Below are 14,428 nucleotides of genomic sequence, written 5' to 3' on the forward strand. Positions count from 1 at the left end.
GGCCGGGCGCTGAAGGTCACTTCTGGTAGGTCTTGGCGACGTCCTCGGCGAGCTTCTGGCCGTCGTCGAGGGCCTTGTCCACGCTGGTCTTGCCGGCGATGGCGGCGGAGATCTCCTGGGTGACCTTGGTGCCGAGGTCCTGGAACTCGGGGATGGCCACGTACTGGATGCCCACGGTCGGCCGGGGCTGGACGCCCGGGTTCGCCGGGTCCGCACCCTCGATGGACTTCAGGGTGATGTCGCCGAACGAGGCGGCGGCCTTCTTGTACTGCGGGATCTCGTACGTGCTGGCCCGCTTGCCGGCCGGGACACGCGCCCAGCCGAGCTTCTCGCCGACGAGGTTCTCGTACTTCTTGCTGGAGGCCCACAGCATGAATTGCGAGGCGGCGTCGGCGTTCTTCGTGGTCTTGGGCATGGCCCACGACCAGGCCCACAGCCAGCCGCTGCTGTCCGTCTCGACGGTCGGGGCGTACGCGTAGCCGACGCTGCCGGCGATCTTGCTGGAGGCGGGGTCCTCAAGCGATCCGGCGGCGCTGGTCGCGTCGTACCACATCGCGACCTTCTTCTGGCTCAGCGCGTTCAAGCACTCGGTGAACCCGGCCTGCGGGGCACCGGACTCGCCGTGCTCGCGGACCAGCTTGACGTAGAACTCGGTGGCCTTCTTGAATCCACCGCTGTTGACCTGGGCCTTCCAGTCCTTGGTGAACCAGGTGCCGCCGAAGGTGTTGACCATGGACGTCAGCGGCGCGCCGAGCTCGCCCCAGCCGGCCAGACCGCGCAGGCAGATGCCCTTCATGCCGGGCTCCGCGCCGTCGACCTCGGCCGCGATGTCGGCGATCTGCTGCCAGGTCGGCCGTTCGGGCACCGTGATGCCCTTCGCCTTCATGACGTCCTTGTTGTACATGAGCATCGAGGACTCGCCGTAGAACGGCAGGGCGTAGAGCTTGCCGTCCGAGCCGGTGAGCGACTGCACCATCGGCTTGAGCAGGTCGGCCTTGTCGAAGCCCTTGTCCTTGTCGGCGTAGGAGCCGAGATCGTGCAGCCAGCCGTTCTTCTCCCAGATGGGCACCTCGTAGGCGCCGATGGTGGCGACGTCGTACTGGCCGGCCTGGGTGGCGATGTCCTGGGTGACTTTGTCGCGCAGCTCGTTCTCGGGAAGGATCGTGAAGTTGACCTTGATCCCGGTGTCCTTGGTGAAGTTGTCCTTGGTGAGCTTCGCGATGTCCTCCATCTGCGGGTTGCCGACCATGAGGACGTTGATGCTCTTGCCCCCGCCCGAGGACCCGCCGGCTCCGGCTCCGGAACAGGCGGTGGCGAGGAGGGCGGTGGCGGCGGCGCCGGCGATGAGGGCGTATCTGTTCGATCGCATGTAGACGGGGGACCTCTCGTGCGGGTTCGTCGGGACCTCGACTGAGGCTCGGCGGGGAGGGCGGAGGGGTGGGGTGGGGGTGCGTCACTGGGGAGTCGGGCGCGTTTCGATGGCCGAATTATTAGCAGGAGACTGCGCCGTTGTTAACACATCTTGCGAGAAAATCTCTTCAGACTTATCGTCAAGCGGTCTCTGGGGCTACGGAACTCCACCAAACAGCCCAGCCCCAGCCCTCGACCTTGCCGCCGCCGTCCCCGAGGAACCCACATGAGCACCAGACCGGAACCCGCAGACCAGCCTGCCGTCGTCGTCGCCGGAGACGCACTGGTGGACCTCACCCCCACCCGCGCGGCCGACGGCGCCGCCGCGCTCCAGCCGCGCCCGGGCGGCTCCTGCCTCAACGTCGCCGCCGGTCTCGGCCGACTCCGAGTCCCCACGGCGCTGCTCGCCCGCATCTCCGACGACCACTTCGGCGATCTGCTGCGCACGCACCTCGCGGCATCCGGCACCCGCCTGACCCATGTGCTGCCCACGGCCGACCCCACCACCCTCGCCGCCGTGCACCTGCGCGAGGACGGATCGGCCGCCTACTCCTTCCACGCGAACGGCGCCGCCGACCGCGGTCTGCGCCCCGAGCACCTCGCCGCCCTTCCCGGCGGCGGCGCACTGCCCCCCGGCGCGGCACTGCACCTCGGCTCGCTTGGGCTGCTCCTTGAACCCCTGGCCTCGACCCTCGACGGGCTGCTGCGCCGCGAGGCGGGCCGGCGGCTGGTGTCCCTCGACCCGAACGTGCGGCCGGGCCTGGTCACCGACCGCGCCGCCTATCTCCGACGCTTCGCCGAGTGGGTGGCTCTCTCCGACGTGGTGAAAGCGAGTGACGAGGACCTGGCCTGGCTCTACCCCGGCGAGTCGTACGAGGCGGTGGCCGAGCGCTGGCTCGCGTCCGGGGCCGGGCTCGTCCTGATCACGTTCGGCCCCCGAGGAGCCTGGGCCGCCGGCCGCGATGCTGGCGTGCATGTGCCCGCGCCGACGGTCGAGGTCGTCGACACGGTCGGAGCGGGCGACGCCTTCACCGCCGGGGTACTCGCCCACCTGCACGACACCGGCCGACTCGACCGCGAAGGCGTCGACGCTCTCGGCGTCGGCGACCTCGCCCGACTGCTGTCCTACGCCGTGGAGATCGCGGCCGACACCTGCACCCGCGCGGGCGCCCAGCCACCGTATCGCCGCGACGGTGAGCCGGCCCCGGCGTAGGGTCCGCTGTCCGAGCCTTGCCGGGATCTCTCATGGTCCGTGAGGCGATTCCTTGTGCATGACACTCGCTGCGTCCTCACTCGTTGGCCTTGGGCGCGTCCAGGCGAGCCCAGACCGGTCCGAGAGCCTCCAACGCCTCCCGGTACACCGCATACGCCTCGTCGAGTACGGCGACCCGGTCGGGGCGGGGTTCGTGGCGTCTGCGTACGGCGGCGGTGGCGCGCGGGTCGGTCACGTCGTCAAGCAGTCCGACGGCGGTGGCCGCGAGCAGGGCAGCTCCCCGGGCGGCGCTCTCCGGCACGTCGCTCACCACGACCGGCCGCCGCAGGGCGTCGGCGAACATCTGGCTCCATACCGCACTGTGTGCGGCGCCACCGGTCAGCCGGGCGGCCGCCCCGGTGACCGGCAGCTTCGAGCAGAGCACGTCGACGTGCCAGCGGTGATTGAGGACCACGCCTTCCATCAGGGCCCGCAGCAGGTGGCCGCGGCCGTGCCAGCCGCGCAGGCCGAGGAACGTCCCGGACGCGGGGTGCGGGTGCGGGGAACCGTAGACGAACGGGTGGAACAACACCTCCGACGGACCGTCCAGGCATGCCTCGACCTCTCGGCCGATCGCCTCGTGGACGCCGTAGCGCTCATCGGTCGGCGCGCCCGTGACCCGCAGGAACCACTCCAGGTTCGCCACCGAAGCGGGTGAGGTGGACATGGTCATCCACTGGCCCGGGCGGACGAAGTGACGGACCTGCCAGCGCGGATCGACGACCGGGCGCTCGCTGACCACCTGATTGATGCTGAACGACCCTGCGATCAGGCACAGTTCGCCCGGCGTCGTGCCGCCGATCCCGAGCGCGGCGGCATCGACGTCATGGGCGCCCGTGACCACGGGCGTGCCGGCGGTGAGCCCGGTGAGCACCGCGGCCTCACGGGTGACGGTTCCGCTCACCGCGTCGCAGGGCAGCACGGGCGGCAGCAGGCCAGCGAGAGCGCCGAGGCCGTACAGGTCGAGGAGCTCCGGCGAGTAGCCGCCCCGCCGCATGTCGGTGAACGAGGCACTGGCGTCCGTGGGATCGGTGGCCACCGCTCCCGTCAGCCTCAGGCGCAGCCAGTCCTTGCAGGACAACAGCCAACGGGCCTGCCGAAGCACTCCCGGCTCATGGCGGACGAGCCAGGCCAGCAGGGCGGCCGGGGAACCCGAGAACGGCACCGTGCCCGACAACTCCAGGGCGCGCGACCAGACCGGAGTGCCACGCCACTCCTCCAGCACCGGTTCGGCACGCGTGTCCATCGCCACGATCCCGGCCCGTACCGGCCGACCCCGCCCATCGACGGCGTACAGGCCGTCGCCGTGCCCGGCCAGTCCCACCGCGGCGACGGCCCGCCCCGCGTCCGGTCCCGCCTCGGCGAGACAAGCGGCAATGGCCTGGAACGCCGTCCGCCACACCTCGTCCATGTCCCGCTCGACCCAGTGAGGCCGAGGGGTCTTCAGCGGCAGTGTGCCGCTGCCCCGCGCCACCGCTCGGCCGGTGGCGTCGAACAGCACGGCCTTGGTCACGGTGTGTCCCGCGTCGACACCGAGCAGCAGTTCACGTGCCACCGCTCACACCCGCCCCGGGCCGCGGGCATGGACCACCGGCGGCGCACCGGCCAGCCGACGCTGCGTTCGGCGACGAACCGCGCCGAACGCAGTGTCGTCGTCGCGCCGGAACTTTCGGGTTCCGATCAGTCAACGCCTCGCCCCGTCCCGAGGCACGGGCCGCACACCGTTGCCTCGGTGTCGAGGTACCCGGCAGAGATACGTCGATCACCAATGACTGGAACGCACACTGCGGTCTCCTCGCGTGCCGAAGCCACCATCCACCGAGCCGATCGTCCCACGTAGCCGGTCGGCGCGCCCTGAGTGTCATCTGTCCGACGGACGCGCATGCGGACGCCAGGGTGGCGACCCGCAGTTGGGCCGTCGCTTTGGGAAGCGGTGCCGGCTGCCAGCGGTGGCAGGTTGGTGGAGCCGGTTCGGTGCATGGAGCTGCTGAGGTGGATGAGCCTGGCCGGTTTGTCCATCAGGGCCGTCAGTCACGTAGGGCGCGACCGTGTTGACGGTGATCGCTTCGGATCTGCAACAGGCCCAGCCCAGACACGTCTGGCGCGAAGGACGAAGCTCCCACCGTCAAGCCCGGCCAGTTCGTCGTCGGCGGTTTCTCCACCTCGGACAACACCTGCGAGAACTGCCGCGCCGGCTACCAGACCGCCTGCGTCCAGCGCGAGTGGATGAACGAGATGGGCGCCCAGGCGCAGCGGCTGCGCGTCCCGCTTGCCGACGGCACGCTGGTGGGCACCCCGGGCATGCCCGACGAGGACCTGGTGCCGAGCCTGCTGACCGCGTCCGACGTGCTCGGCACCGGCTGGTTCGCGGCCGTGGCCGCCCAGGCGGGGCCGGGCAGGATGGTCGCCGTGGTCGGCGACGGCGCGGTCGGTCTGCTCGGCGTACTGGCCGCCAGGCAACTCGGCGCGGAACGGGTCATCGCCATGAGCCGGCACGCCTCCCGCCAGAAACTCGCCCTGGACTTCGGCGCCACCGACATCGTCACCGAGCGCGGCGACGTCGGCGTCGAGAAGATCAAGGAACTGACCGGCGGCTACGGCGCACACTCCGTCGTCGAGGCGGTCGGCACCCAGGAATCGATGCTCCAGGCGATCCGCTCCACCCGCCCCGGCGGACACGTCGGCTACGTCGGCGTCTCCCACGACGTCACCCTCGACGGCCAGGAGCTGTTCTTCTCCCACGCACACCTGCACGGCGGCCCCGCCCCCGTCCGCCAGTACCTGCCCGAGCCGATCGACCTGATCTGGAACCGGCAGATCGACCCGGGCAAGGTCTTCGACCTCACCCTCCCGCTGGAGCAGGCCGCCGACGCCTACAAGGCGATGGACGAGCGCCGCGCCATCAAGGTCCTGCTGAAACCCTGACGTGAGAGATACCGGTCCCAGGACTCGGACACACTTCAACGCGAACGAACAAGGATCGAGGACACCATGAGCGACCCGACCACCCACCCACCCAGCAGCGGCGAGCGGCACCTTCTCCGTCGGCGGTGACCTGCCGGTGCGCAGGCCTCGGCCTACGGCGCCATGCAGCTCACCGGCCCGGGCGTGTGGGGTGAGCCCGCCGACCGCGACGAGGCGATCCTAGTGCTGCGCCGTGCTGTCGAGCTCGGCGTCACACTCATCGACACCGCCGACGCGTACGGGCCGTACGTCAACGAGAACCTGATCTCCGAGGCACTCCACCTGTACGCCGACGACCTGTTGATGTGACGAAGGGCGCGCTGACCCGCCCGGGGCCCGACCAGTGAGTACCGGAGGGCCGCCCCGAGTACCTGCGGCAGTGCGTGGACGGGAGCCTTCAGCGTCTGAAGCTGGACCGCATCGACCTCTACCAGTTGCACCGGATCGACCCGAGGGTGCCGCTGGCCGAACAGGTCGGCGTGCTCGCGCAGTTGCGGGAAGAGGGCAAGATCCGGCACGTCGGCCTGTCGGAGGTGACGGTCGAGGAACTGGTGGAGACGCAGCAGTACGTCCCGATCGTGTCGGTGCAGAACCTCTTCAACCTCGACGAGCGCAAGTCCGAGGCGGTGCTCGAGCACTGCGAGCGGGAGGGCATCGCGTTCATTCCGTGGTTCCCGCTGGCGACCGGGCAGCGGGCTGGGCAGTTCGGTTCCGCGTCCGAACCCGAGGTCATCGCACTGTCGGTCTGGGGAGCGGCCCACGGTCTGGTGTCCCTGGTGCTGTCGGGGAACGAGCCGCCGGGGCTCGCGGTCGCCGACTGCTTCGAGCGGGCGCTGCGGGCATTGGTGAAGGGATGGCGAGACAGCGAGGATCCGGTTGCGGGATTCGCGGAGGCCACGTGATCCCGGACCGCCTCGGTCGACAACACCCAACCCCCGCTGCGACACCGGACGATGGGGCGCTGATCCGGCACAGCCGCCGCTTGGGCTTGCATGCCGTACGGCTCACACCGGCGACGTGGCCCGGATCGTGTTGACGCTTGAGCTTGCGCATGGAAACCGACCAGTTTACGGTGAAGAGAAACCGATCAGTTTCGAACCAGTCAGGATTTCATGATGACGACGAACCGGCCAGTGGCACTCGTGACGGGTGCGTCATCCGGCATCGGCAGGGAGACCGCGCTTGCACTGGTCGCAGCGGGTTTCGACGTGGCCGACACAGGCCGCGACACCTCACGCATCACCCCGCTCGACGGCGTGACGTTCCTCGGTCTCGACGTGTCCAGTGACGCCTCGGTCACCGCCGCGGTCCAGGAGGTGTGCGAACGGTTCGGGCGGATCGACGTCCTGGTCAACAACGCCGGCGTCGGCTCGATGGGTGCGGCCGAGGAGACCTCCGTCGAGCAGGCCCAAGGCGTCTTCGACACCAATGTCTTCGGGGTCATGCGCATGGTGAACGAGGTCCTGCCGCACATGCGCGCTCAGCGACACGGGCGCATCATCAACATCTCGTCCGTACTCGGATTCATGCCTCAGCCCTACATGGCCGCCTACGCCGCCTCCAAGCACGCCATCGAGGGCTACACCGAGTCCCTGGACCACGAGGTCCGCGACCACGGCATCCGGGCGCTCATCGTCCAACCCGCCTACACCAGGACCGGGTTCGAGGCCAACAGCGCGAAGCCCGACACCCCTCTGCACGCCTACGCGAAGCAGCGGCTCACCGTCGACCGCGTGATGACGGAGGCGATCAGGGGCGGCGACGACCCCGCCGTGGTCGCCCGGGCGGTCGTCGCGGCCGCGACCGACGCGAAGCCGAAACTGCGCTACGCCGCCGGCCCCCTGGCCGGACGCGCACGCATCCTGCGCCGCCTCGCTCCCGCCCAGGTCTTCGACAAGCAGATCCGCAAGATGAACCAGCTGTTCGGCTGACGCCTGCCCGCACCCAAACACACAGCAAGAAGAAGGCGCAATGGAGCGGCGTATGGCGGAGATCCAGATCGAGTTCGACGTTCCGGCGGAAATGCGTGACAGCACGGTGCTGCGCGCGGATCTCTACCGGCCACCGGCCCGGTGGTACGGGACCGTGGCCGATGCTGCTGAGCCGACTGCCGTACGGCAAGCAGACGCCCATGATGGGCGCCATGCTCGATCCTCTGGCGGCGGCCAGGCGCGGCTTCCTGGTGGTCCTCCAGGACACGCGCGGCCGGTTCGCCTCGAAGGGGAGCGGGAGCCGTTCACGTATGAGGAGAGCGACGGATACGACACCGTACGGGGGGCCGCCGCCATGCCGGGCTCGAACGGCTCCGCCGGCATGATCGGGGGCAGTTACTTCGGCAACACCCAGTGGTTGGCGGCGCTGTCGAAGCCGCCGGGGCTGAAGGCCATCGCACCGATGATCGCCTCGTCCGACCCGGACGACGGATTGTGGACGCGCGGCGGTGCGATCGAGCTTGGCCTCAGCGTCCCCTGGTCGCTCCTGCAGGGCGCCGACACCCTGATGCGCCTACACGCCACCGATCTGGACGGGCTGGTGAGCGGCATCACCGGGCTCGTGCAGGATTTCGACGGCCTGGCGAGCGGCGGTTACGGGGAGCTGCCCGCCGGGGCGGTTTCCCTCGTTCGCCCGGCACGACCTGCCCGAGCTGGGCTACGAGCGTTCCCGGCGCGAGCCCGAGTGGGCGGCTTCCTGCCGGGTCGCAGGCCGGCACGGCGAGGTCGAGCTGCCCACCTTCCAGGTCGGCGGCTGATTCGACATCTTCGGCCAGGGCACGCTCGACAACTTCACCGCCATGCGCCAGGCCGGCCGGTCCGCCACGCTGGTGATGGGCTCGTGGAGCCACACCACCTGGCGGCACGTCGTCGGTGACGTCAACTTCGGGTTCGGAGCGAACTCCGACTTCATGGGCATGCAGGGACGCGCGCACGACATGCAGTTCGACTGGTTCCAGCGCCTCCTCGGCGAAGGCAGTGGCGAGGCTCCGGAGCCGGACACGGGCAAGGTGCTGCTGTTCGTCATGGGCGTCAACCAGTGGCACGAGGAAACGGAAAGGCCTCTGTCGCGGGCCGTGGACACTGACTTCCACCTGCGTGCCGACGGACGCCTGACCCCCGAGCCCCCACCCGCCGCCGAGCAGGCCGATCAGTTCACCTATAACCCCATGAACCCGGTGCCCACCACCGGCGGCGCGCTCCTCATGGGCGACGGGCTCCTGAACACCGACGAGTTCCGTCCCGGCCCCCTCGACCAGGCGGCCATGGAGGCGCGCGAGGACGTCCTGGTCTTCATCGGCGAACCACTCGCCGATGACGTCGAGGTGACCGGCCGGGTCCGGGCGGTGCTCTTCGCTGCCACGGACGGACCCTCGACCGACTGGGTGGCCCGCTTGTGCGACGTCGACGAGAACGGCGTCTCGCTCAATGTGACTGGCGGCATCGTGGGCGAGGCGGCCGAGCACGTCGTGGACCTGTGGTCGACCAGCATCGTCTTCAAGGCGGGTCACCGGATACGGGTCCAGGTCACCTCCAGCAACTTCCCCCGCTGGGACCGCACCTCAACACGGGCGAACCCGAAGAGACCGCTACCACGGCCCGAGTGACCCGCAGCAGGTCTTCCACGCCCCCGCCCGACCCTCCCAAATTGTCCTGCCCGTGATCCAGGCCCAATAGGAAACACCGGAGATCCACACGGGCCACGCGGCTGACGTCATCAGCGTGCGTCGCCCGGTCCGCACAGGCGCGGCACGCCAGCCCTCCCTGACGGACCGGGCCTCGACGGCTCGCCCTAGGGAGCGTATTGAGTCGTGATCAATCTGCGGGATTCGCCCTCGCGGCAGGGCATGGACCGATAGACCTTCTTGCATGACGCGAGTGCAACTGACGGATGCCGAGTGGGAGTTCATCGGGCCGTATCTGCCGATCGGCGAGTACGGCCCGTACCCCGAGCGGCTGCGGCAGCAGTTCGAGGGTGTGATCTGGCGGTTCAAGACGGGCGGACAGTGGCGGGAGATGCCGCAGGAGTTCGGCGCCTGGTCGACCGTCCACAACCGCTTCCGGCAGTGGCGTGACGCCTGCGTCTTCGAGGCCCTGCTGGAGGGCCTGATCGCGGAAGCCGCGAAACGGGGTGAGGTGGATCTGTCCCTGGTCAGCATCGACTCCACCACTGCGCGCGCTCACCACGACGCTGCCGGGATGCACCTGGGCGAGGACGTCCTCACCGCCCTGGAGAAGGCAGCCACCGAGGCAGAGAAGGCCAGATCAAAAGGGGCAGCTTCGAAGAACAAGACGGGCAGGACGCCGAGATCGATGCCGGGCGGGAGGAGCGGCGACGCATCCGGCACCGACGGAAACTCCGGCTGAAGGCCGCCCTCCTGGGACGTTCCAGGGGCGGGCAGACCAGCAAGGTCCACCTCGCCGCCGATCGGAAGTGCCGCCCCCTGGCCCTCCTCCTGACCGCGGGCCAGGCGGCGGACAGCCCGCAGTTCATCCCTGTCCTGAAGAAGGTGCGGGTGCGCGGGCCTGCCGGCCGTCCCCGCACCCGGCCCGACGCGGTTGCCGGAGACAAGGCTTACTCGTCCCGCGGTAACCGCGCCTACCTGCGTAAACGCGGCATCAAGGCGGTGATCCCGGAGAAGAAGGACCAGACCGCCAACCGGAAGAAGAAGGGAAGCAGGGGTGGCAGGCCCGTCAGCCACGACACCGAGCTCTACAAGGAACGGAACACCATCGAACGCGCGATCAACAGGATGAAGGCATGGCGAGGCATCGCCACCCGCTACGACAAGACCCCGGACAGCTACCTCGCCGGCCTCCACCTGCGCGCCTCGATGATCTGGCTCAAGGACCTCACACGAGCCACCCCTTGATCACAACTAAATACGCTCCCTAGTGGGGCTCTCAACGTTGCTGACGTCGACGACGTGATCAGCACTTTCGCCTGGGCAGTCGCGGCCGCCCGGGCGCCGGGCCTCGACGGCTTGGAGCTCCACGAAGCGCACTGCCACCTCATTGATCACCTCCTGTGATAACGGACCAACCGTTGAACCGATTCCTACGGCGGCGGCTTCGCGTCCCGAGTCCGCGTCGCTGCATGGGACGTCGCAGCCGTCGCGCCTGATTTCCCTCCCTTCTCCCGGCCGTCGGTGAAAATCCAGGGAATCGGTGCTTGCGCCGTCGGCAATCGGCCGGCCTGATCGCCGACCGCGGCGACGCCGAGCCGGACGGCGCGCCGCTTCATCAGTCCTCCGCCGGACTCTGCCTTGTTAAGGCCCTCACTCCTTCTGCGGCTGCCGGCCAGGTCGATCGCTGGCGGCGGACAGGTGACCTCACCGGCCCTGCGCAGGGTGAGTACGGACCGCACCGTCGGATGCGCGGCCGCCTCCCCGCAAAGTCTGCTCTTGCATGACGAACCCGATCGGTTTACAGTGGCGAAAACCGATCGGTTTTCATCTCCCTAGAGGTAAGAGTGACAGCATCAAGGGTGCCAACGTCTGCGTCACCGGAGGCAGCCGCGGCATCGGCAAGATGCTGGTCGAGGATCTCCTACGCGCGCGGGGCCGGCAAGGTCTACGCCACGGCCCGTGACCCACGCACGGTGACCCACCCCGATGCCGTTCCGCTGGCGCTCGAAGCCACTGACCCGGCGTCCGTGGCGGCGGCCGCCGAGCAGGCCCAGGACGTCACTATCCTGATCAACAACGCCGGTTCATCCGTCCGCGCTTCGTACCTCAACTCCCCGATGGAGGGCGTGCGCCGGGACCAGGAGACCAACTTCTACGGGCCGCTGCTGGTCACCCGGGCCTTCGTGCCGATCATCGAGCGCAACGGCGGCGGCCGCATCCTCAACGCCCACTCCGTCCTGTCCCGGCTGGCCGACGACACGCCCTACGGCGCCTCCAAGGCCGCCCTGTGGTCGCAGACCAACTCCCTGCGCCTGGAGCTGCAGCCGCGCGGCATCGCGGTGACCGGGCTCCACATGACCTACGTCGACACCGACATGACCTCAGGCGTCGACGCGCCCAAGGCCGATCCCCGCGACATCGCCGTGGCCGCACTCGACGGCATCGAGACAGGGGCGCACGAGGTGCTGGCCGACGACACCACCCGCTGGGTCAAGTCCCAGCTGTCCGCCGACCTGGACGCCATGTACGCCCAGCTGAAGAAGTAGCACGCACTCACGCACGCAAGGAGCTCCTCGTGGAAAGTCCGCTCACCCACCGCTTCGTCGACGTGAACGGGGTCAGGCTGCACATCGCCGAGCAGGGGCAGGGGCCGCTGGTCCTGCTGCTGCACGGCTGGCCGGAGACCTGGTACTCCTGGCGTCACCAGTTCGGGGCGCTGGCGGCGGCCGGATACCGGGTCGTCGCCCCCGACCAGCGCGGCTACGCCCGCAGCGAGCAGCCGCCGGACGTCGCGTCGTACACCCTGCTCCACCTCGTCGGCGACGTGATCGCCCTGATCGAGGAACTCGGGGAGGAGCAGGCGGTCGTCGTCGGCCACGACTGGGGCGCACCCATCGCCTGGACCGCGGCGATGCTGCGCCCGGACAAGGTCCGCGCGGTGGCCGGGCTCAGCGTTCCGCCCATCCTGCCCGGCGGGTTGGTCCCGCCCTCGATCACTCGTGCCCAGTACGGCGAGGGCTTCTACCAGGTGTACTTCCAGCAACCGGGAGTCGCCGACGCGGAGTTCGCCAAGGACATCCCGGACTCCTTGCGCCGCTTCATGGTCGGTGTCTCGGGCGACAACCCGCTCGGCAGCGAACCCCGCCTGATGGTCATACCCGAGGGTCTGGGCTTCCTGGACACCATGCCGGAGGCGCCGGCTCTCCCGGACTGGCTGACGGAGGAAGACATTCAGGTGTTCGCCGAGGACTTCGCCCTGCACGGCGAGCGGGCGTTCACTGGAGCCTTCAACTGGTACCGGAACATCGAACGCAATAACGAACTGCTCACACCGTTCCGAGGACGCGGGATCGACGTCCCCGCGCTGTACGTGGTGGGAGACCGCGATATGGTCACCGCAATGCGCGGCCCGGACGGGCCTTCCCTGGGCGAAATGATCCGTGGCGAGGGCGGGTCGGACAACCCGCTGACCGCTATCGCGCCTCAACTGCACGACCTGGTGGTGCTGCCGGGCTGCGGGCACTGGACACAGCAGGAACGTCCCGCCGAGGTCAACGCCGCACTCCTCGACTTCCTCGCCCACATCGACGGCCCCGCACCCCGATGACCCTCCGCCGAATCCGCCTGGCCGGCACCGTCCGGACACAGCAGAGCCCACAGCGCACGCGCAGGCGGTCATCGAGCTGGGCGACTGGAAAGATCCTCCGCCGCCCGGGAGTCCTGATTGAGACCCTGGCCTGCGTTCAGGAAGTGCGTCGAGCGGACCTCCGTACGCCGTGCAAGGCGCTCCTCGTACCTCAAGCAGCCCAAAACGGTCGCCGACACCCACCGCACGTGTGCAAGGATAGTAAGCAGATGAGTGATGAGATGAGATACGGCCACCTGGTCCGCTCTGGTCTGGTGGTCAGTCGAATCGGCCTTGGGACGATAGACTTCGGTTACATCGTGGACGAACCGACCAGTTTCGCGGTCATGGACACCGCCATCGAGGCGGGTGTTAACTTCTTCGACACCGCCGACGTCTACGGCGGCCCGCAATCGGCGGACATGGAGAAAGGGTACGGCGTCTCCGAGGAGACGATCGGCCGGTGGCTGAAGCGCAGCGGGCGCCGTGACGACATCGTCCTGGCAACGAAGGTGTACCAGCCGATGGGACTGGGTCCCAACGACCGCCGGCTGTCCGCTTACCACATCCGGCGCGCGTGCGAGGCGAGCCTGAGGCGACTACAGACGGATCACATCGACCTCTACCAGATGCACCACATCGACCGGGCCACGCCCTGGGAGGAAATCTGGCAGGCGATGGAGCAGCTGGTACGCGAGGGCAAGGTCAGCTACGTCGGCAGCAGCAACTTCGCCGGCTGGGACGTGGTCCTCGCCCAGTCGGCCGCCACGGCACGGCACTTCCTGGGCCTGACCTCGGAACAGAGCCTGTACAACCTCGCCGTACGAGCCGTGGAAATGGAGCTCGTCCCCGCGCTGCGCCACCTCGGCATCGGCCTGGTCCCCTACAGCCCGCTGCACGCCGGTCTGCTCACGGGCGCACTCGAGTCCGCCGCCGAGGCACACGTCCAGGACGCGTCGATGCTTCAGCGCATCGACGGGCACCGCGACCAGCTCGAAGTGTATGAAGAACTGTGCCGGGAACTGGGTGCCAGGCCAGAACACGTGGCGTTGGCCTGGGTGTTGCGTAACCCTGCCGTCTCCACCACGGTCACCGGAGCGGCGACGAGCGAGCAACTGCGGTCCAACCTCGGCGCGCTGTCCGTGCAACTCGACGACGAGGTCATGGAACGCCTCGACCGCATCTGGCCGGGGCCGGGAGAAGCCCCGCAGGCGTATGCCTGGTGAACCAGCCCCGGCCTGACCGGCCGTCCCAGGCCGCTCTGTCGTCGCTCGCCAAGCCCCTCCGGGCGGCAATCCGCCCACGGCGTGGATCGCGCCCCGACCGCGATGCCGCCAACCGGGCCGACATCCGGGACTTCTTCGTCGGCCAACCTGCCAGGATCACCCCCGAACAGGCTGGACTGCCCACCAACGGCCCACGCCGGGTGCCCGGGATGTGGCGCGAGGACGTCGCGCAGCTGGCTTCCGTCAGCACCGACTACCACACCCGAATCGGCAGGGGCGCACGCGGGCGATCATCCACGCCGGCGCCCAGGTCGCCACACGCACCGTGTTCC

General features: G+C 69.1%; 9 protein-coding genes and 4 pseudogenes. 11 read left to right on the top strand and 2 right to left on the bottom strand.

The window, feature by feature from the left end:
- Window positions 1-16: 16 nt before the first annotated feature.
- Window positions 17-1,369: an ABC transporter substrate-binding protein gene (locus tag OG202_RS03605; protein ID WP_327731376.1), complete on the bottom strand. Its 1,353-nt coding sequence runs from the start codon at window positions 1,367-1,369 to the stop codon at window positions 17-19.
- Between the two features lie 267 nt (window positions 1,370-1,636).
- On the opposite strand from OG202_RS03605, the gene OG202_RS03610 reads away from it, so the two are divergent.
- Window positions 1,637-2,623: a carbohydrate kinase family protein gene (locus tag OG202_RS03610; RefSeq protein ID WP_327731375.1), complete on the top strand. Its 987-nt coding sequence runs from the start codon at window positions 1,637-1,639 to the stop codon at window positions 2,621-2,623.
- A gap of 76 nt (window positions 2,624-2,699) precedes the next feature.
- Here OG202_RS03610 and OG202_RS03615 read toward each other — a convergent pair whose 3' ends face one another.
- Window positions 2,700-4,217, bottom strand: coding sequence for an FGGY-family carbohydrate kinase (locus OG202_RS03615; RefSeq protein WP_327731374.1), 1,518 nt, complete (start codon window positions 4,215-4,217; stop codon window positions 2,700-2,702).
- Between the two features lie 566 nt (window positions 4,218-4,783).
- Between OG202_RS03615 and OG202_RS03620 the strand changes: the two are divergent.
- The 10 genes and pseudogenes from OG202_RS03620 to OG202_RS03665 all read left to right on the top strand — a co-directional run.
- A pseudogene (locus OG202_RS03620) lies at window positions 4,784-5,587 on the top strand (zinc-binding dehydrogenase); the annotation flags it as partial.
- Between the two features lie 162 nt (window positions 5,588-5,749).
- Window positions 5,750-5,935, top strand: a complete 186-nt coding sequence (locus tag OG202_RS03625) for an aldo/keto reductase (protein ID WP_327731373.1) — start codon at window positions 5,750-5,752, stop codon at window positions 5,933-5,935.
- Window positions 5,936-6,009: 74 nt separating this feature from the next.
- The gene (locus tag OG202_RS03630; RefSeq protein ID WP_327731372.1) at window positions 6,010-6,528 is read left to right on the top strand and encodes an aldo/keto reductase; all 519 of its coding nucleotides are present in this window, start codon (window positions 6,010-6,012) and stop codon (window positions 6,526-6,528) included.
- A 213-nt stretch (window positions 6,529-6,741) separates the two neighbouring features.
- Entirely contained in the window at window positions 6,742-7,557 is an 816-nt protein-coding gene (locus tag OG202_RS03635) for an oxidoreductase (protein WP_328222281.1), read from the top strand.
- 161 nt (window positions 7,558-7,718) lie between these two features.
- A pseudogene (locus OG202_RS03640) lies at window positions 7,719-8,494 on the top strand (CocE/NonD family hydrolase).
- Window positions 8,418-9,224 (top strand): CocE/NonD family hydrolase, encoded by an 807-nt coding sequence (locus OG202_RS03645; protein WP_327731371.1) that lies wholly within the window; start codon window positions 8,418-8,420, stop codon window positions 9,222-9,224. The pseudogene OG202_RS03640 and the gene OG202_RS03645 overlap by 77 nt, the downstream one beginning before the upstream one ends.
- Before the next feature lie 262 nt (window positions 9,225-9,486).
- A pseudogene (locus OG202_RS03650) lies at window positions 9,487-10,490 on the top strand (IS5 family transposase).
- Window positions 10,491-11,148: 658 nt separating this feature from the next.
- Window positions 11,149-11,791, top strand: a pseudogene (locus OG202_RS03655) (SDR family oxidoreductase).
- Window positions 11,792-11,820: 29 nt separating this feature from the next.
- The gene (locus tag OG202_RS03660; RefSeq protein WP_327731370.1) at window positions 11,821-12,852 is read left to right on the top strand and encodes an alpha/beta fold hydrolase; all 1,032 of its coding nucleotides are present in this window, start codon (window positions 11,821-11,823) and stop codon (window positions 12,850-12,852) included.
- A 248-nt stretch (window positions 12,853-13,100) separates the two neighbouring features.
- The gene (locus tag OG202_RS03665) at window positions 13,101-14,096 is read left to right on the top strand and encodes an aldo/keto reductase (RefSeq protein ID WP_327731369.1); all 996 of its coding nucleotides are present in this window, start codon (window positions 13,101-13,103) and stop codon (window positions 14,094-14,096) included.
- The last annotated feature ends 332 nt before the right edge of the window (window positions 14,097-14,428 follow it).

This window comes from Streptomyces sp. NBC_00310 (genome assembly GCF_036208085.1).
GTDB lineage: Bacteria > Actinomycetota > Actinomycetes > Streptomycetales > Streptomycetaceae > Streptomyces.

Bases quoted from the DNA above. Each gene is read 5' to 3' on its own strand.
- OG202_RS03605 (WP_327731376.1), bottom strand. From the start codon at position 1,369: ATGCGATCGAACAGATACGCCCTCATCGCCGGCGCCGCCGCCACCGCC.
- OG202_RS03610 (WP_327731375.1), top strand. From the start codon at position 1,637: ATGAGCACCAGACCGGAACCCGCAGACCAGCCTGCCGTCGTCGTCGCC.
- OG202_RS03625 (WP_327731373.1), top strand. From the start codon at position 5,750: ATGCAGCTCACCGGCCCGGGCGTGTGGGGTGAGCCCGCCGACCGCGAC.
- OG202_RS03635 (WP_328222281.1), top strand. From the start codon at position 6,742: ATGACGACGAACCGGCCAGTGGCACTCGTGACGGGTGCGTCATCCGGC.
- OG202_RS03645 (WP_327731371.1), top strand. From the start codon at position 8,418: ATGCGCCAGGCCGGCCGGTCCGCCACGCTGGTGATGGGCTCGTGGAGC.
- OG202_RS03665 (WP_327731369.1), top strand. From the start codon at position 13,101: ATGAGTGATGAGATGAGATACGGCCACCTGGTCCGCTCTGGTCTGGTG.